The organism is Clostridioides sp. ZZV15-6598, from assembly GCF_020657705.1.
Taxonomy (GTDB): Bacteria; Bacillota; Clostridia; order Peptostreptococcales; family Peptostreptococcaceae; genus Clostridioides; species Clostridioides difficile_F.
The window spans coordinates 16,483-35,864 of the sequence record NZ_JAGWCS010000011.1 but is presented as its reverse complement, the minus strand read 5'-3'; the positions used below and the strand labels follow the sequence as shown (position 1 = coordinate 35,864).

Below are 19,382 nucleotides of genomic sequence, written 5' to 3'. Positions count from 1 at the left end.
ATCCTATGTTTTTTTGGTATAATATAATCTATAAGGCAGAAAAAGAGGTGAAACAATGCTAAAGTATTGTTCAGTAGGAAGTGGTAGTAGTGGAAATTGCCACTATATAGGGTATAAAAATACTAATATACTGGTAGATGCAGGATTAAGTGGAAAGAGAATAACTACAGGTCTTAAAGACATTGGAGTAGATACAGATAAATTAAAAGGGATATTTATAACACATGAGCATATTGACCATATAAAAGGGGCAGGTATATTATCAAGAAAGTTTGATATTCCAGTATTTGCAAATATAAAGACATGGTGTTCTATGAAAGACAAGCTTGGTGATATTAAGGATAAAAATATGAAAGTCTTTGAAAATGATAAAACTTATTCATTAGGAGATGTTATAGTAAGGCCTTTTTCGATAGAACATGATGCAGCTGACCCAGTTGGATACAATTTCTATACAGAAAATGATGAAAAAATGTCTATAGCTACTGATATAGGGTGTATAACTGAAAATATAAAAAAACATCTATATAAATCTAAATTAGTGGTATTAGAATCAAACTATGACCCTAATATGCTTATGATGGGTTCATATACATATACCTTAAAGAAAAGAGTAATGTCAAATACTGGACATCTATCTAATGAAGATGCAGCAAATTTCTGTGTTGAACTTATTAATAAAGGTACAGAGTCTATATTATTAGCACACTTAAGTAAAGAAAATAATTTTCCAGAATTGGCATATGAGACTTCAAAAGGAGTATTAGCATCAAATGATATAGTAGTTGGGCAGGATGTAAAACTAGATGTATTATCACGCAATGATGTTTCTAATGTTTATAAAATGAAGTAGAGGTGAATAACTTTGCTAAAAAGAAATTTCGAAAATGTTGAGGATAATAAAATCTTATATTCTATAAAGCAAGGGATGATTTTAGCAATACCTGCTATTATGACTGGTTCAATTGCCCTTGTTATTTTGAATCTTCCAATAAAGATTTATCAAGAATATATAACAAGTTTATTTAATGGTGAAATTTCAAATATTCTTAAATTTATAAATGATTCTACCTTAGGAATTATCTCACTAATAATACTGTTGACAATAAGTTATAGCTATGGAAAAATCTATGGGAGCAAGTATACAGTACTTGTTCCCATAGTTGCAATGTGCTCTTTTTTAGTATTTTCTCATGGTAGTGAACTAGATTCTTATGTGGAAATATTTAAAACAAAGTGGTTGTTTACAGCTATTATTATTTCAATAACATCTTCTATGTTATTTGTAAAGCTCACAGAGTCTTTTATTACAAGTGTAAAGTTTCATACAGAAGGAGCTGATGCTGATTTTAATATGGTGGTTTCAGCTATAATTCCTTTCATAATTGTAGTATTTTTATTTTCTATTTTTCGTGTAATAATAATAAATCTAATTGGAAGTTCAAACTTTCAAGACATATTTTATAATTTATTTTCAAATATATTTAAGAGTATGGGAAGAAACCTTATGAGTGCTTTGTTATTTATATTTCTAATGCATTTTATGTGGTTCTTTGGTATTCATGGGAGCAATGTACTTGATACGGTTGCAAAAAACTTATTTGAAAATGGAATGGCAATTAACATAAACTTAGTTAACAATAATCAAATACCAACAGAAATTTTTACTAAGACTTTTTTTGATACAATGGTTTTATTGGGTGGATGTGGAGCTTTGTTATGTTTGGTAATTGCCATTTTTCTTAGTGAAAAACGTATAAATGTAAGAAAGCTGGCTAAAATTGCTTCAATACCAGCTCTTTTTAATATAAATGAAATGTTAGTTTTTGGGATTCCAATTGTTTTTAACTATATTATGTTCATACCTTTTATAATTACACCTATAATTCTAACAATTACAAGTTATGTAGCTATGGCTACAGGGATTGTACCTTGTACAGTTTCTGCTGTAGAATGGACATCACCTATATTTTTAAGTGGATATATGGCTACAGATTCAATAAGAGGAAGTTTATTGCAATTGTTTAATTTATGTGTAGGAGTTATGATTTATATTCCATTTATAAAGATGTCACAAAATAGATATATTTATATGTTTAAAAATAATATAGAAAATTTGACAAATTTAGTAAAGAAATGTGAATTAACAGGAGAACAACCAAATATTTTGAATCACAGTGGAAAGATAGGTTCAATCTCAAAAATGCTAGCATCAGACTTAAAGTTTGCTATGAAAAAAGAAGAGATAGAGCTTTTTTACCAACCGCAAGTTAATTATGATGGAAATGTTGTAGGGGCAGAGGGATTACTTAGATGGAGACATTCAATAGGGGGATTTATTTATCCACCACTTGTTATACTTTTAGCTAAAGAAGAAGGTTTTTTAGATGAACTTGGAGAGTATATTATTAATAAAGCATGTATTGATTTAAAGAAAAGTGAAAGCTTATTAATAAATCCTATTAAATTTTCTGTAAACATATCTCCAGACCAACTTAATGACCCTAATTTGCCAGAGCAAATAAAAAATATAATTGAGAATAATAATATCAATCCTAATATGCTTGGTATAGAAATCACGGAGCAGGTTGCATTGTCAGGCTCTCAGATAATTGTTGAACGTATAAATGCAATACATGATTTGGGTATAAAGCTTATTATGGATGATTTTGGAATGGGACATAGTTCCCTTATATATCTTCAAAATAATAATTTTGATATAGTTAAGTTAGATGGCTCACTTGTTAAAGAGATACTTACAAACAAAAGAAGTAGTGAAATCATAATGTCTATTGTAAATCTTTCAAAACACTTAGATTTTGATATAATTGTGGAGTATGTTGAAAATTTAAATCAAAGAGATAAGTTGTATGGCCTAGGATGTGAAATATATCAAGGATATTATTATAGTAAAGCTATACCTTTTGAGGAGTTTATAGATTATGCAAATCGAGAACTTGCTAAATAGCTTACTAATGGTTTGTAAGTTATATTAGTATATAAATTTGTAATAAGATTAAGTTTAGGAGAAGTATATGAATATAAGTATAGTTGTAGTAGGTAAAATTAAAGAAAAATATTTAAAGTTAGGCATTGATGAGTTTAGAAAGAGGCTTTCTAAGTATTGCAAGTTGGAGATTATAGAGTTAGACGATGAAAAAGCTCCAGAGAATTTAAGTGCCAAAGAAATGGAAATTATAAAAGATAAAGAGGGAAAGAAGATTTTAGGTAAGATAAAGCATAACAGTTATGTTATAGCTCTTGCTATTGATGGAAAGAATTTATCCTCTGAAGAGCTTGCTAAGACTATGAGTGATTTAGCAGTTAGAGGTAACAGTAGTATTTGTTTTATAATTGGAGGTTCGTTAGGGCTTTCTGATGAGGTTTTAGCTAGGTCTGATTATAGATTATCTTTTTCTAGGATGACTTTTCCTCATCAGATGATGAGGCTGATATTGTTAGAACAGATTTATAGGGCCTATAGGATAAATAATGGGGAACCATATCATAAGTAAGGGCGCACGTTAGTCTTAACCACTGAAATAAGTTGGTTAAGGCTACTTTTATTTTACAGGCATATAATAAGTTAAAGTACAAATAATATATAGTATTTTGATATAAATTATCAGATTGGATTTAGTAAAGTATCGAAATTGATTAAAATATAGATAAATAAGTAGATAAAGAAGGATTAAATAATAAAGTATAGAATAAATTAGGTGATAACTTAAAAGATGATTATGCTGGATTTATAACAGCTAGAAATAAATTAATAGTAAAAAAGGCTAAGGAATTGTGTGAAGATGACTTAGATATTTTACCTAAACATGATTTATTTATAGAACAAGATATTGACGAAACAAGTAAAAATGAACAATTAACTCTAATTTAATATTATTTTATAAAATTGTAGCAAAATATATGCTCTGTTGGATTTATAATGGAGCAGTGTTTCAAAGGTAATAATGAATAAGAAAAGAGAAATAGATAGCATAGAGATACAAATAAATGATGATGTGATAATATACTTAATGAAGGATGGGCTGCCTAAAGAACAAGGTAACCCATCTTTTTTGTATTTACTTGGAATAAATTGTGTAAATTTGAAAAGTAAATATATAAAAAGTAGACAAATATGTAAATTATAGTCTATTTGTAGTTAATATGAGATTGGCATTTTCAATAGGATAATATTCCAAGGTATATTTTTCTTCAGCGGGGAAGTACCTATTTACATTTTATATCTTCTAAATTACCTATATATCTATCATTTTCTTTATAATACTTTATCTCCATTTTTTACAGGAACTAGAATTTCATTTAGTAAATAATCACATCTCCATTGGATATTGTAATAACAATACCACTCTTCTTTAGAATTATTACGCCTAATAAACTTAGGATGTATAAAATCATAAATGTGTAAGACATAAGAAGGATAATTCCAATTTTGTAATTGTAATTTTAGTGAATTAGCAAGTGTACTTTTACCTGATTCTCCTAAACCGTAAATACTACATATATTTTATTAGAAATATCCTCATTTATTAGTTTATTAAATATACTCTTCATTATAATATCCTTATTTCATATATATAAATAGTATTAAGATTTTTATAAGAGTTAAAACAAGCATGTATTATTGCTCAAATATTTGTATAATCAACATCTAGTAATTTATCTTTTTGGCGAAAATGATTAATAAGTTTTTTAGGATAATTCATTATTAACTCATCTGGAAAATTAATTTCTTTTAAGATATTCTCAGAATACTCATAATTACCTATATCAAAACAAATGTGAGCATCTGAAGTTAGTATGATTTTAGCACCATATTTTTTGCAAAGTGTAGCAATATACTTACAATTATCTGAGCTACCATTTCTTGACACTCCTTTGATAGAACAATTATTTATTTCTATTAAGATACTCTTTTCCATGGCTAATTTAATGATTAATTCATAGTCGATTGGGTAGTTTGGGTTTCCAAGGTGGCCTAATATTTCAATATTATCATGCTTATTTATTGCATTTATTAAGGCTTTAGTATTATTCTCTAATGTATTTGGTGAAAAAACGGCTTCGTGAAATGACAAGATAAGATAATCTAATCGAGGAATGACAAAGGGTTCTAGATCTATGTTTCCTTCAGTGTCTAGTATATTTGCTTCACATCCTCTTAAGATTATAATGTTATTTATGATTCTTGGGATATTTTGAATGTTGTGAAAGTACCATTTGTGGGGAGAACCAGGCATCTTAGGACCATGTTCAGATGTACCTAGTATCTTAATTCCATTTTCTTTACAATAATTAATATTTTCTAACAAAGTGCTATAGCCATGACCACTGACTATAGAGTGGGTGTGTAAATCTGATAAAAAATTCATATAAATTCCTCCTCTATAAAAGATGAGGGTAACGTAATTTATATTATAAAACGAACAGGAAAGAAAATCAATAGTTACATAATTAGACAAAAATATTGAAATATTGTAGAATTAAGCTTAATAATAAATATTTAACAGTATTACTGCTTATAGGGGAGGTTAACTATGATACAAAAGAAGCTATCAAGGAAAGAAAAAGTTTTAATTTGCTTGAAAAGGTTAACAAAAGAGCACTTGAACCTTAATAATGGCATTAGATTTGGATTTGATGCAGAACATATTGCTACTGAAGTAGGTATAAATAGAAGTAATGCTAGTAAGGAATTAAATCAATTAATAAAGGAAAGTATTATTATAAAGATAAAGGGAAAGCCTGTTCAGTATTTATATAAAGAAAGTATTGAGAGTATTTTAGGAAAGAAACTAAACAAAGGTATATTTGATAATATTAACTCTATAAACGAATATAGTGAAAATGATTCTATCAAAGATGAGTATATTGTAGAGGGTATAAAAAAAGAGAACAATATTTTTAATTTAGTAGGATGTGACGGAAGTTTAAAGTCCCAGATAGAGCAAGCTAAAGCAGCAGTAATATATCCACCTAAGGGGTTGAGTACATTAATAATAGGACCGACAGGAGTTGGTAAATCTATATTTGCAGAATATATGTATAAGTATAGTTTAACTATAAAAGAAGATAGTGATAATGCACCATTTATCATATTTAACTGTGCTGATTATTCTGATAATCAGCAATTATTATTAGCACAGCTTTTTGGATATGTAAAAGGAGCATTTACTGGAGCTGATAAAGATAAATATGGTATTGTACATGAAGCTAATAATGGAATATTGTTTTTAGATGAAGTTCATAGGTTATCTGCAGAGGGACAAGAAATGTTATTTCTGCTTATGGATAAAGGTATATATAGAAGATTAGGAGAGGCTAATAAGGTACATGAGTGTAGGGTTATGATAATTGCAGCTACTACAGAAGATCCAGAGATAGCAATGTTGGAAACGTTTTTAAGAAGAATACCTGTAACTATAAAGATTCCGCCTTTAGAGGAAAGAGGCTTTCAAGAGAGAATGAAGCTTATATGTTATTTTTTTAAAGAAGAAAGTATTAGGATTGGTGTTAAGTTAAAGGTTTCAAAAGAAGTTATTAAGGCATTTATTTTATATAAGTGTAAGGGAAATATAGGACAATTAAAAAGCGACATACAATTAATTTGTGCAAGGGCTTTTTTAGATTATATGACCTATAAAAGGGAATGTGTATATGTAAGACTCTCTCTTCTACCAAACAATATTAGAGAATCATTATATGGAAATAATAGAAAAGAGGAGTTTGTACAAAACTTCAGTTTTATTGGGAAAGATGATATTATTTTTTTACCAGAAGAAAAGAATTTTGAAAGTGAAAATTTATTAATAGAAAATAAAAAATATGATTTAGATTTCTATGGAATGATAAAAGAAACTTGGAATAAACTTCAACAAGAAGGGATTAAAGAGTCACAAATTAGAAGCGTTATAGATGAAGATATACAGAAGTATTCCTATAATTTAATGAATACTTTTATATATAATAGTAGTAATCAAACAGCTTATAACAATATTGTTAATGATTCAATTGCAACTACTGTGAAGTATATTTTACAAAAGCATGATAAATGGAGCAAAAGAGAAGGATTAGATAAATTAATAAAAGCTATAGCCTTACATATTCAGAATTTAATTGAAAGAATAAAGATTGGGAACATAGTAAAGCATCCTAATAAAGATGAAATTATGAAGGAAAGAGCATATGAATACAACATAGCAAAAGAAATATTATCTAACATGTCGTTAATGTATGGAGTTGAGTTTCCAGAAGATGAAGCAATTTTTTTAGCAACGTTTCTTTATTTATCTTATGTGGGATTAAATGAGGAGAGTATAGCAATATTAGTTATAATGCATGGTGAATCTACGGCATCTAGCATGGTGAATGTAGCTAATACTTTACTGGATTGTAACCATGCGGTGGCAATCAATATGGGATTAGAAGATAGAGTTCAGGATATTTTAGTCCAAGCTGTAGAAATAGCCAATGAAATTGACAAAGGAAAGGGAATTTTAATTCTAACTGATATGGGATCTATTTTAACATTTGCTAAAGTTATTCATGATGCTACTGGAAAAGAAGTAAAAGCAATAGATATGGTAAGTACACCTATTGTAATAGAAGCAACTAGAAAGGCCCTAACTCCGGAAATGACATTAGAGAAATTATATTTTAATATTATAGAATCTATAAAGAAACATTATGGAGATATGGAAATTACATATGCTGAAAAAGATAATGGTGGTAGATATTTTGATAGATTACTAATTGATAATATTAGTAAAACTTTGACTTTTCTAAATGGGGAAAAGGCTTATTTTATATTAAAAGAAGTAATTAATAGAATTAGCGAACATTATTCTTTAGTAATTCAAGATGAGCTTTTAGTAAAGTTTATATTTCATTGTTCATGTATGATTGAAAGAGTAATAATAAAAGAGTCTTTAGTTTATAAATCATATGAAGAAAGAATTAGTAGAAGTAAAGAATTATATTTAGTTATAAAAGAAAGTTTTAAGCTTGTAGAAGAGACATTCGATATAATTATTTCAGATATGGAATATGCAAATATATTAGATATATTTGAATCACAGTATGATACAGATAAATTCAAAAGTTGATACAAAATTTAAATATAGCCAAAAGGCTATCTTTTTTTTACCTCTTTTTGATACAGATTTGATACAGGTTTGAAAAAGATTTTGATACATATTGAAAGAGTAAGTTTTTTTTATAAATTAAGTAAAAAGATTTGATTAAATCCTGTAAAATAGCCATTTGTTATTGATACACATAAGTTGGCACGGCAATTGCTTATATAAAAAGTGACAAGAAAAGTGAGGTGAGATTGGTGATTGGGATAATAGTTATGACTCATGGGAATTTTAGTGAAGAAGTTATAAAAAGCTGTGAACTTATTGCAGGACCAGCAGAAAGAACAGCGGCAATTAAACTAAATAGGAATGATAATATTGAAGACTTAAATAGAAATTTTGTAGAAAAGTTAAATGAATTAGATGAAGGTGACGGAGTTTTAGTATTAGCTGACCTATTAGGAGGTTCACCAAGTAATGTTGCAAGTTTAAACCTTAAAAAAGGTGGAAAGTTTCATGCACTTACTGGAGTAAACCTTCCAATGCTACTTGAAGCTTTAATTAATAGAGATGGAAAAAGTTTAGAAGAGTTAGCAGAGACATGTATTGAAGCGGGGAAAACTGGTATAAACCATATTAATAAAGTTCTTAGCTCAATGAAATAGAAAAAGGAGTTCGATTAAAAATGTCTTTAGTAAAATATTGCAGATGTGATGATAGATTAATACATGGTCAAGTGATATATAAATGGGTTAAGCATCTAGGTGTTAAAAAAATAGTAGTAGTAGATGATGAAACAACCAATGATGTTATTGCTAAAGGTTTGATAAAAATGGCAGCACCAAAGAATATTGATTTATCAATATTAACTGTAAGTGAATCAAGGAGGTATTTTTATAATAACCAAGCTGATGATAAAGTTTTTGTATTAATTAAAAACTTAGATACTGCAAATAGAATGATAGAAGAAGGAATTGATATTAAAAAACTTATTATTGGAAGGATACCTACAGGGATAGGAAAAAAGAAAATATCTCAAAATGTATACATCAATAAAAAAGAATTTCTTTTAATAGATGAATTTATTAAAAAAAATATTAATGTATTAATTCAAATGGTACCTGATGAGGAAGAAGTAGAATTAAATCACAGTATTAATCGCTATAAAGGAGAGTTTGTTTAGCAATGAATAAATATAAGTCAATCATACTCTGCCATGGAACTTGGGGAAAGGTATTAGTAGAAGAAGCAAATAAAAATTTTGGATTGTCAAATCAATACGAAGTTTTATCACTAAGCCCTGAAAAAGATATTTCTGTATTCATGAAAGAGGTTGAAGAAGTAGTAGATAAAGAGGATGTGAAAATTATAATATCAGATCTGTATGGGGGCTCTACGTCAAGTGTTGCAATAGCTGTTGCTATAAGAAGAGGGATAGATGCAATAAATGGACTCAGCTTACAGACAATTTTAATCGTAGATGAAGAATTAAGCAATGAAGATAAAGTACATACATTACCAGAAAGAATCGTCAAAAAAAATAATAATCTTTGTGTGGATTTAATTAAAGAATTTAAAAAAATATAAATTATGAGGTGGATATAATGGCAAAAATAACATTAGTAAGAGTAGATCACAGATTAATTCATGGACAAGTTATAACAAAATGGGTGAAAATCGCTCAAGCTCAAAAAATAGTAATAGTTGATGACTTCCTAGGTCAAGATGAATTTATGGCTGACGTATATAGAATGGCAGCACCATCAGGAGTAGAAGTAGCTATATTAACAGTAGAAGATGCAGGACAAGCATTCCAAAACAATACTTTAGGAGATAAAAATATATTTATTTTATTTAAGAATGTTGATATGGCAAATAAGGCATATAAGGCTGGACTTAAATATGAAAAGATTCAATTAGGAGGTATTCCAAATGAAGCAGGAAAGAAGATGGTATTTACAGCTGTTTCATTAGGAAATGAAGATGTAGAACAACTAAATGAACTTAATGAAGATGGGGTTGAAATAGTTCTACAAGTTATACCAGAGGAATCATCTATTACATATGAAAATGCGTTAAAGAAATTCAAATAAAAATTATAAATTAGGAGGAATTATAAATGGAATCTGTTTTGATGTTGGCAATTGTAACAGGATTATGGTATTGGTTTGCAGCAGGTCTTGCAGGGTATACCCTTTTCTCAACACTAAAGTCTCCTTTATTTATAGGTTTTAGCCTTGGATTACTTTGGGGTGATGTAACAACTGGTATGATTGTTGGTGCAAGTATAGAAATGGTTTATCTAGGAATGGTAGCAGCAGGAGGAAATATTCCATCAGATAAATGTTTAGCTGCTCTTATTGCAATACCAGTAGCACTCCAAACTGGTGTTAATGCAGAAGTTGCAGTATCTATTGCAGTACCTTTAGGTGTTATAGGAGTATTAGTTAATAACTTAAGAAGAACTGGGAATGCTGTATTAGTTCATAAGGCAGATAAGTATGCCGAAGAAGGTAATACAAAAGGTATCTGGAGATGTGCAACACTTTACTCTTTAATATTTGGGTTTGTTTTAAGATTTCCAATAGTTTTTGTATGTAACTTTTTTGGTGCAGATTTAGTTCAATCATTATTAGATGTTATACCACAATGGTTAATGAATGGATTAACAGTAATGGGCGGTATATTGCCTGCATTAGGTTTTGCAACAACAATATTTACTATAGGTAAAAATAAATTCTTACCAATGTTTATTATAGGATTTTTTATGGTTCAATATTTTGAAATATCAATTACTGCAGCTGCAATATTTGGTGTTTGTATAGCTCTTTTAATTACATTTATGAAAGAAGATAAAAGGGTGGGTGAAGTATAATGCAAGAAATAAAAAACAAAGAAGTTAAAAATGAACAAGGTACAACTGAAGTTAATAGGACAAGAGTACTTACGAAGAAAGATGTAACAAAAACATATCTAAGATGGTGGTGGACAGCAGAATTATCTAACTCTTTTGAAAGAATGCAAGCATTAGCAGTTTGTGCAAGTTTCACTCCAGCTCTAGAAAAGTTATATAAGAAAAAAGAAGATTTAATAGATGCGTTAAAGAGGCACTTACAATTTTTTAATACTCAAGCTATATGGGGAGGGTTAATTCACGGTACAGTTTTAGCTATGGAAGAAGAGAAAGCTACTGAAGGAAAAATCCCAGGAGAAGTTATTTCAGGTGTTAAGAATGGGCTTATGGGACCTTTGGCTGGAATTGGAGATACTTTAGATTTTGGTACATTTCAAACAATATTCTTAGCTTTAGGTGCTTCATTTGGAGCAGAAGGAAGTGTTATAGGTGCATTTTTCCCAATAATGTTTAGTATATTACTATTTTGTGAAGGTTATTACTTATTCCATTTAGGATATTCTTTAGGTAGAGATTCAATTAAGAAAATTCTATCAGGTGGTATTGTCAATAAGATAATTGATGGTGCTTCAATTCTAGGAATGTTTATGATGGGAGCATTATCTGCAACTACAGTTAAGCTTTCAACTCCATTATCATTTGATATTGGTGGTAAAGCAATTGTTGTTCAAGACACATTAAACATGATTGCTCCAGGTTTATTACCACTTGGTGTTGTATTCTTCGTATATTGGGGAATGAAATACAAGAAGTGGACAATAACTAAGTTATTAGTAATTTTAGTTGTAGTAGCATTAGTAGGATCATTCATTGGAATATTCTAATTTACAATGATTAAAATATAGAATTTAATTTTAGGAGGAGAAAGACATGTCAGAAAAAATGTATACAGAAAAGGAATATTTAGAAGGAATTAGAGGAGCAACAGGAGAAAGAGCAGTATGGTTTTATCTTCTTATGAAAGAAGCTGAAAAATTAGGAGTTAATCCAGATGATATATGTAAAGAAGCAATATATGGATTTGGCAAAATGAGAGGTCAAAAATATAATGTAGCAGATACTCCAGGAAAAATGGCAGAAATGTTATATAACAGTAAAGGGCAAAAAGTGTTTGAAATGGAATTAGTAGAAAATACAGATGAGAATGGAGTTTTAAAATTCTATCACTGTCCATTAGATGCTGCTTGGAAAGAGTATGGATTAACTAAAGAAGAAAGAAAAGAAATTTGTAGATTAGCTTGCTACGGTGATTATGGAAGAGTTGATTGTGCACAAGGTGTTAAATTAGAGTTTGCTCAAAAATGTGCTCATGATGATGAAGTTTGCGAATTAGTATTTACAAGAAAATAGTTTTTAATGCTAAAAGCCTGTTCTTTAAGAACAGGCTTTAAAAAAACAGAAAGTAGGTTGATTTATGGATATAAGCAGAAGTGTAGATAATAGTTTAAATAGAACAGTAGAATTCCTAAAAGAATTAATAAAAATTGATACACAACAAGGTGAACCTATTTCAAAATGTCCTTTTGGTATCGGACCTAAAAAATCTTTAGAGAAAACTTTAGATTACTGCACTAGTTTGGGCTTTAGCGTTAAAAATATTGATAATTATATTGGATATGCAGAAATTGGAGAGGGAGAAGAATTAATAGGAATTCCAATGCATTTAGATGTCGTTCCACCGGGAGATGGTTGGAGTGTAGATCCATTTTCGGGAGCAGTAATTGACAATGTTATTTATGGAAGAGGTGCCATAGATAATAAGGGGGCTGTATCTATGCTTATACATGTATTGAAAAACATAGAGGATATGTACCCTACAATTAATAAAAGAATAAGATTAATTTTTGGTACAAATGAGGAAACAGGTATGAAGTGTATCAAATATTATTTAGATAAAGGTGAAGAAATTCCAAGTATGGGCTTTACTCCAGATGCTATGTATCCAGTGGTTAATGGAGAAAAAGGAAGAGTTCATATAAGGATAGAAAAAGAGATTAAAATTGATAAAAGTAAACCTTACATAATAGTAAGAGGAGGAACTAAAGAAAATGTTGTTCCGTCTCATTGTACTGCAAAGATTATTAATGGAATTATTTCAGAATTAACTACTAAAGGAGTAGCTGTGCATGCAAGTAATCCTGAAAAGGGAGAAAATGCTATATCTAAAATGATAATAAAGATAGTTAAAGATAATATGGATTTTCAGTATAGAGAAGATATAGAATTAGTTTCAAAATACCTTTGTAGTGACTATTATGGAGATGCATTGGGAATTAATCAATATGATGAGGTATTCAAAAGCACTACTTTAAATTTAGGAATATTAAAAGTAAATGAGGAAAAAATCATATGTGAGCTAGATATAAGGTATGGTAAAAATATAGTTTTAAACAATATAATAGATAGATTCAAAAAGTTTTTTTGTAATGGTTGGAAAATAAAGATTATTGCTCATAAAGACTTACATTATGTGGATGAGAGTAGTTTAGTACTTAAAAAGTTATTAGAAGCCTATGAAAAAGTAACAGATGAAAATGGATATACAATTGCTATGGGTGGTGGCACATATGCAAGTTGGTTTAAAGATATGGTGGCGTTTGGACCTAAGTTCTTAGAGTATAAAACTGGTGGTCATGGAGCAGATGAAAGAGTACCAATAGAGCATATACGAAAGAATATGGAGATATATACCTTGGCTTTAATAAAACTATTAGAATTGTAAAAGGAAAAGAGAACTTATGTGCAAATATAATTAAAAATACATTAGAGGTAGGTATACCTGGAACTGGGAAAATAGTAATAGAAATAGCAGCTGGACTTGGTGGCGTTATTAAAACAATAAGTTTTTTTAATATTTCATTTTTATTAAACATAAAAAATGTGTACCTTCCTTATATATCGTGATATTTAATATTTTAATCATCACCACTTTTCGGAAGAATACACACTTTATTTTAAAGACCTGTCTAAGATAATAAGCACTGTTCTTTTTTACTACCTTCACTTACTTACATTATTTTAATTAGTTTTGAGATATGCATCTCTTAGGACAAGCAAGTTGGCATGCTCCACAATCAACACAAGCTGAGGAATTTATCATTCTCTTTTTATCTTCTAATTGTGTTATACATCCCACCTTACATACTCTTTCACAGGTTCCACAAGCTATACACTCGGATTTATTGATTATTCTAGGCATATTAACCTTCCTTTATAAAGTTTGTTTACAAGATACAACTGTGACTTCTAATACTCTTGTTAAGAAAGGAAACTTATCTCTCATAATTTTAAAGTTCTCTCCCTCTTTTAAGAATCTAGCAGTTCCTTCAAGTAAAAATCCAGTTCCCATATATCTATATCCCATCACTTCATGGCTACCTAGTGTTAATTTAACATTAGGATTAATATTTATATTATTTTCTGTATTTATCATTGCAGCTGCTGGAATTAGTATTTTATTTTCTTCAACAAGAACTAGGTAGCTATTCCATGTATTTGATACATGAGCTTCATTATTTGCACAAGTAACAATAGAAACAACTCCTTCATTATTTAAAACTTCTAAAAATTTTTCTGTAAACATTTTACATTCCTCCTAAATTAAAGATAAAATATATCGTGGATAATTATTGTCTTTAATTATAATATAATAATTTTTTTAATCTGTCAACAATAAAATGCTATTTTAAATTAAATGTAAGTGGCATATCTTGAATCGAATATAATAATAATGTATGATAAAGGTATTATTTTTTTTAAGGAGTGTAAAGTTAAATGAAGTTTTCAGTAGGAGTAGAATATGCACTACATTGTTTATTATATATGGTTAATTTAGAAGAAGGTAAATCAATTGGAATTAGAGATTTAGCAACATTTCAAGGAATATCAGAAAGTTATCTATCTAAGGTATATGCAAGATTAAGTAAATCTGGGATAATAAAATCTGTTCCCGGAGTAAAAGGAGGATATACATTAGCTCGTAGTGCAGATAATATAACATTTTGGGATGTTGTAGAAGCTGTAGAAGGAAGGGAATCATTTTTTCAATGTGCAGAGATAAGACAAAATAATATATTATTAGATAAGGATAATTTACCAGAAACACATACTAAGTGTCCTTGTTTAATAAAGGTAGTAATGTTAGAAGCTGAAAATGAAATGAAAAAATATTTAAATAATAAGACATTGGGATGGCTATATAATCAAGTGTACAATAATATACTTCCAAAAGAAATGGAAGAAGCAACAATCGAATGGTTTAAAAATACAAAAAAATAATATTGTGAGAAGATTTATATTAAACAAAGTATAAAGTAATGACAATTTGCAATGAATATATATATTATAACTACTATAAAGCTAGGTGAGATAAGAATACTTCATCTAGCTTATTTTATTTTTGAATAAGGAATAAGTAATATGATAATAAATATTTGCAAAAAACAAGACTTACATTTAGTAAAGGAAGGGTTATCTGAAAAAGATGAAAGGTATTTCTTTTTATGTTTATATGTCTAATTGTACTTGTTTAAAATTTGTAATATAATAAAGAAAATCAAAAAGGAATCTATAATAAAATTAGTTTCTCAATGGAGGGTTTTATGCAAATTAACTATTTATTAGCAGGAATATATGGAGAAGAAGCTGCTAGACATATTTTTGAAACTATGTGTAGTTTATTAATATTAAATAAGGAAAAACAATTAGATTTATCTTATATTTTAAATGATGAAATTGATGATAAACAATTTAAAGATATGGGAAAAATTGAGAAATTCCAGACACTTGAGTTGAATTTTTCTAGAAAAATTTATCATGTTCAAACTAGGAGAGGTGATGGAGGATTAGATATTCTAGTTGAAAATGGAGATTTATGGACTGTATATCAATGTAAATTTTTTGTAGAAGGTAAATTGACTATAGCGAAAGAAAAAGGAGATGGAGATTATAAACAAAGTAATAGAATAAAACAGATAGAGAAATCTTTTGATGAGACTGTTAAAACAACTAAAAGAAAAAATAAGATATTGAATAAATGGGTACTTTGTATACCAAAAGATTTAGATGATTTAGAAATCAAATGGTTAGAGGACTTTAAAGAAAAGAATAAACATAGATGTAAAAATATAGATTTTATGGTAAACTTAGATTTAAGTAATTGGTTGATTAAAAATAAAAATATATATGAGTATTTTTTTCATAGAATAATAGAAAAAAGTGATTTACAAATTAGAGTTTTTGAAAAAATAAGCGAATATTCCGAAAATATTTATTGGAATATTATTAATGCTGAAAATTCATCAAGTAGTAGGAAGTCTAAGTTATCTGATTATAGTGAATTAGAGCTGTTAATTAATTATATCAAAGAGTTCAGGAGAGAATATATGTACGTATTACAAGATTTTAAAACAATTGACCAGCTTTCAAATTGTAATAAAGATGAATATAAAAAATATAGTAAAATTAAACATGCTATAGATAAAAAAATTAGAGATAATATGGCCATGATGATTAATGAAAGAGAAGAAGAGTTAATAGAATTGACACACAAGGAAAAAATTATAAATTTTAAGGAATATTTGAAAAAGGTTGTAAAGAATTTTAGTGATTATTTTTCGTATGGTAAACTATAAATAAGAAATATGACTATTGTATAGAAGATAATAGTCATAAAAAAGTATTTTTTCTAAAGTTTAAGGACATTATTAATAGTATATTAAAAATTAAGTAAGGAGAAAATAGCATTAACCATAGAAAAGTGGTTAATGCTATTTTTATAGTTAATATTAATTAATTTTATATTATAGAAATAAATTTTTCTAATGCTGGATTTGTATTGTTTTTATTCCATACAACTACAACTTCAATTCTATTTTGTACTTCATTTATAGGCACAATTGCAATATCCTGTTTTATCATAGTATCTACAATACAAAATGAAGGCAAAATGGATATACCCATATTAGAGGCTACTAGTGATTCAATAGTATTAAGATCATTTGAACGTTGCACAACATTAGGCACAAATCCTGCTTCACGATATCTATTCTGTATCATGGACTTTTGGCCATACTCATCTCCTGTTTCCTTTACAAAAATAAACTTCTCATGTTGTAGCTCAATTAAATCAATATAATCCTCATTGCAAAGTGGATGACCAGGGGGTAAAAGAGCTACCAAAGAATATCTTTCTACAGTTTTATATTCAAAATCTTTTAATGGTTGATTTTCTGGATTAATGACAAAGGCAAGATCCATAAAATTATTTTTCACTAAGTTTAAAAGTTCAGTTATCTCGTTAGTACAAATTTCCATAGATATATTAGGGTAGGTATTAGAAAATTCTTTTAAATATTGTTGAAATTTGTTTTTTTCATACCCTATCAAGATTCCAATACTCAAAGTTCCAAAAGAACCATGTGCAAATTGTTGTGTCTTTTCAATAGCATCATTGATATTTTTTATTATAATGCGTGCCTCAGATAAAAAAACTTTTCCAGCTGGTGTTAGTTCAACATGTCGTTTACTTCTTGTAAATAGAGTTACATTTATTTTTTCTTCTAAAGCTTTTATTTGTTGTGTAACAGCAGTTTGGGAAATATAAAATTTTTCTGCTGTTTTGGTAAAACTTAGATTTTCTGCTACAGATATAAAATATTCTAATTGTTTAGTATTCAAATAATCACCCCTATTTAAACTTGATTGTTTGTAAACGTTATTTATATATAATTAAAACTTATTATAGTATAAGAAAATTCACTTTTAAAGAATATTAGAAAATATTTGTATAAAAATATATATTTTAAATATATTTTCATATTAGACTTTATAAAGTTATTAATAAGAATAACTTATATATTCCAATGAAAACGATATTGGATTTAAGTAAGTTTGTCCCATAAAATGAAAGTATATCAATTGATAATACTTCAAATGAGAAACAGGAAAGGAGAAAAAATGGAAGATAAATTTTATGCAAAAGGGAAAGGAAATAACGGATATGTTAAAAACCTTGAAGTTTGTTCCTTTAATGACTTAGATGGAACTTGTGGAATGTTTCAAATGGCTCTGTACAAAAGAGACGAAAAATACTATTTATATGGATGCTGTTTTGGGGGAAGTAAAAAAAATGGAGTAATGATTAGTGATGTTACAGATCCTTATAATCCACAATTTATAAAACATTTTCAAATGCTAGATTCAAAAGAGTATCCTACAACAACTACTCCCAAAATTCAAATAGCAGATGATTTAATGATAGTAGCTATGAGCTGTGGAAGTGGGCCAGGAGCACTTGTTGATCAAGCTAAATTAGCAAGTATTAAATGCGAAGCAGGAATTAGAATATATAGTTTGAAAGAAGACCCTTTAAATCCTAAGTTTTTAGGATATTGGGATTGTGGATTAAAGCATGTAATGGGTGTTCATAGATTTATGTACAATGGTGGAAGATATGTACATTTATCAAGTGATTGCGTTGGATTTGAAGGTCTGATTTATAGAGTTATAGATATAATAGACCCAACTAATCCAGTGGAAATAGGTAAATGGTGGAGACCAGACCAATATGCAGATGGATATCCAAATAGAGCTTTTGATCCAGGAGCAGCTCATTGTCCAGAATTTATGGATAAAGGATGGCTTCATGGACCTCCATTTGTAAGAGATGGAAAAGCATATTGTGGTTATGGTGGAGCTGGTTTAGTTGTACTAGATGTTGAGGATTTAGCAAGACCAAGATGCTTAGGTGAATTACCATTCATGCCTGCATTTTCTAGTAGGCTTGCAGGAGCAAGAACTCATACAGCACTACCATTACCAGGAAGAGATTTAGTTGTTGTGCAAAATGAGGGAGAACGTTTCCAATTTTTTAAGCCAGAGAATATTACAGATGTTCAAGCTATGAATAATATACATATGGTTGATGTTAGTGATCCAACAAGACCAACATTAATTGCTCAATTTCCATATCCTGAAGTACCGAAGGATTTCCCATATCCTAACTTTAATGTCGCAGGATTAGGAAAGCCAGGACCATTTGGTCCACATAACCTTCATGAGCCAATGGATAATAAGCCGTGGCTAGAGCAAAGAGGAGATAGAGTATATTGCTGTTATTTCCATGCAGGGTTAAGGGTTTATGATGTATCGGATCCGTATTATATCAAAGAGTTAGCATATTTTATACCACCGAATCCAAATAAAACACCAGAAGAGTCTTATTTCTCAGGATTCCCTGGACCACGCTTGGCAGTAACAGAAGATCTTATCGTTGATGATAGAGGTTACATCATCATAGATGCCCTAGATGATGGATTCTATATATTAAAAATGAAAGAAGATTAAATAAATACTAAAGAGGGAGAGTTAAA

Annotated in this window: 20 protein-coding genes; 16 read left to right on the top strand and 4 right to left on the bottom strand. The window is 28.7% G+C overall.

Translation table 11 applies throughout. The features are described 5' to 3' along the window. The first annotated feature begins 55 nt into the window (after window positions 1–55). The 4 genes from KGF50_RS03735 (at window position 56) to KGF50_RS03720 (ending at window position 4,148) form a co-directional block, all read left to right on the top strand. Window positions 56–853 (top strand): MBL fold metallo-hydrolase, encoded by a 798-nt coding sequence (locus KGF50_RS03735; RefSeq protein WP_227846886.1) that lies wholly within the window; start codon window positions 56–58, stop codon window positions 851–853. Window positions 854–865: 12 nt separating this feature from the next. Continuing rightward, complete coding sequence (locus tag KGF50_RS03730; protein ID WP_227846885.1) at window positions 866–2,968, top strand: EAL domain-containing protein; 2,103 nt, start codon at window positions 866–868, stop codon at window positions 2,966–2,968. 67 nt (window positions 2,969–3,035) lie between these two features. Next, complete coding sequence (gene rlmH, locus KGF50_RS03725; protein ID WP_227846884.1) at window positions 3,036–3,515, top strand: 23S rRNA (pseudouridine(1915)-N(3))-methyltransferase RlmH; 480 nt, start codon at window positions 3,036–3,038, stop codon at window positions 3,513–3,515. Between the two features lie 450 nt (window positions 3,516–3,965). After that, a complete protein-coding gene (locus KGF50_RS03720; protein WP_227846883.1) occupies window positions 3,966–4,148 on the top strand; it encodes a hypothetical protein in 183 nt (60 codons plus the stop codon). 498 nt (window positions 4,149–4,646) lie between these two features. On the opposite strand, the gene KGF50_RS03715 is transcribed toward KGF50_RS03720, so the two are convergent. After that, complete coding sequence (locus KGF50_RS03715; protein WP_227846882.1) at window positions 4,647–5,390, bottom strand: PHP domain-containing protein; 744 nt, start codon at window positions 5,388–5,390, stop codon at window positions 4,647–4,649. A 165-nt stretch (window positions 5,391–5,555) separates the two neighbouring features. On the opposite strand from KGF50_RS03715, the gene KGF50_RS03710 reads away from it, so the two are divergent. From KGF50_RS03710 to KGF50_RS03670, 9 genes are all read left to right on the top strand, one after another. Then, complete coding sequence (locus KGF50_RS03710; RefSeq protein WP_227846881.1) at window positions 5,556–8,123, top strand: sigma 54-interacting transcriptional regulator; 2,568 nt, start codon at window positions 5,556–5,558, stop codon at window positions 8,121–8,123. Between the two features lie 230 nt (window positions 8,124–8,353). Then, window positions 8,354–8,761: a PTS sugar transporter subunit IIA gene (locus KGF50_RS03705; protein WP_227846880.1), complete on the top strand. Its 408-nt coding sequence runs from the start codon at window positions 8,354–8,356 to the stop codon at window positions 8,759–8,761. A 20-nt stretch (window positions 8,762–8,781) separates the two neighbouring features. Further along, window positions 8,782–9,279: a PTS sugar transporter subunit IIB gene (locus tag KGF50_RS03700; protein ID WP_227846879.1), complete on the top strand. Its 498-nt coding sequence runs from the start codon at window positions 8,782–8,784 to the stop codon at window positions 9,277–9,279. A gap of 2 nt (window positions 9,280–9,281) precedes the next feature. Further along, window positions 9,282–9,683 carry a PTS mannose transporter subunit IIC gene (locus KGF50_RS03695; RefSeq protein WP_227846878.1) on the top strand — a complete coding sequence of 134 codons (402 nt, stop codon included), beginning with the start codon at window positions 9,282–9,284 and terminating at the stop codon, window positions 9,681–9,683. A gap of 17 nt (window positions 9,684–9,700) precedes the next feature. Then, window positions 9,701–10,189: a PTS sugar transporter subunit IIB gene (locus KGF50_RS03690; RefSeq protein WP_227846877.1), complete on the top strand. Its 489-nt coding sequence runs from the start codon at window positions 9,701–9,703 to the stop codon at window positions 10,187–10,189. A 26-nt stretch (window positions 10,190–10,215) separates the two neighbouring features. Continuing rightward, window positions 10,216–10,971 carry a PTS mannose/fructose/sorbose/N-acetylgalactosamine transporter subunit IIC gene (locus KGF50_RS03685; protein WP_003425166.1) on the top strand — a complete coding sequence of 252 codons (756 nt, stop codon included), beginning with the start codon at window positions 10,216–10,218 and terminating at the stop codon, window positions 10,969–10,971. After that, entirely contained in the window at window positions 10,971–11,834 is an 864-nt protein-coding gene (locus tag KGF50_RS03680) for a PTS system mannose/fructose/sorbose family transporter subunit IID (RefSeq protein ID WP_227846876.1), read from the top strand. Before KGF50_RS03685 ends, KGF50_RS03680 begins: the two co-directional genes overlap by 1 nt. Window positions 11,835–11,880: 46 nt before the next feature. Then, on the top strand, window positions 11,881–12,360 hold the full coding sequence (locus KGF50_RS03675; protein ID WP_227846875.1) for an L-2-amino-thiazoline-4-carboxylic acid hydrolase: 480 nt from the start codon (window positions 11,881–11,883) through the stop codon (window positions 12,358–12,360). A 64-nt stretch (window positions 12,361–12,424) separates the two neighbouring features. Continuing rightward, window positions 12,425–13,732, top strand: coding sequence for a M20 family metallopeptidase (locus KGF50_RS03670; protein WP_227846874.1), 1,308 nt, complete (start codon window positions 12,425–12,427; stop codon window positions 13,730–13,732). A gap of 300 nt (window positions 13,733–14,032) precedes the next feature. Here the strand turns inward: KGF50_RS03670 and KGF50_RS03665 are convergent, their stop codons facing one another. Next, entirely contained in the window at window positions 14,033–14,209 is a 177-nt protein-coding gene (locus KGF50_RS03665; RefSeq protein WP_227846873.1) for a 4Fe-4S binding protein, read from the bottom strand. Window positions 14,210–14,221: 12 nt separating this feature from the next. Then, window positions 14,222–14,593 carry a pyridoxamine 5'-phosphate oxidase family protein gene (locus KGF50_RS03660; RefSeq protein WP_227846872.1) on the bottom strand — a complete coding sequence of 124 codons (372 nt, stop codon included), beginning with the start codon at window positions 14,591–14,593 and terminating at the stop codon, window positions 14,222–14,224. 191 nt (window positions 14,594–14,784) lie between these two features. On the opposite strand from KGF50_RS03660, the gene KGF50_RS03655 reads away from it, so the two are divergent. Both KGF50_RS03655 and KGF50_RS03650 read left to right on the top strand, forming a co-directional pair. Beyond that, window positions 14,785–15,288 carry an Rrf2 family transcriptional regulator gene (locus tag KGF50_RS03655; RefSeq protein WP_227846871.1) on the top strand — a complete coding sequence of 168 codons (504 nt, stop codon included), beginning with the start codon at window positions 14,785–14,787 and terminating at the stop codon, window positions 15,286–15,288. Between the two features lie 323 nt (window positions 15,289–15,611). Next, entirely contained in the window at window positions 15,612–16,643 is a 1,032-nt protein-coding gene (locus tag KGF50_RS03650; protein ID WP_227846870.1) for a hypothetical protein, read from the top strand. A 163-nt stretch (window positions 16,644–16,806) separates the two neighbouring features. On the opposite strand, the gene KGF50_RS03645 is transcribed toward KGF50_RS03650, so the two are convergent. Further along, complete coding sequence (locus KGF50_RS03645) at window positions 16,807–17,688, bottom strand: LysR family transcriptional regulator (protein WP_227846869.1); 882 nt, start codon at window positions 17,686–17,688, stop codon at window positions 16,807–16,809. 279 nt (window positions 17,689–17,967) lie between these two features. On the opposite strand from KGF50_RS03645, the gene KGF50_RS03640 reads away from it, so the two are divergent. Beyond that, the gene (locus KGF50_RS03640) at window positions 17,968–19,356 is read left to right on the top strand and encodes a hypothetical protein (protein WP_227846868.1); all 1,389 of its coding nucleotides are present in this window, start codon (window positions 17,968–17,970) and stop codon (window positions 19,354–19,356) included. The last annotated feature ends 26 nt before the right edge of the window (window positions 19,357–19,382 follow it).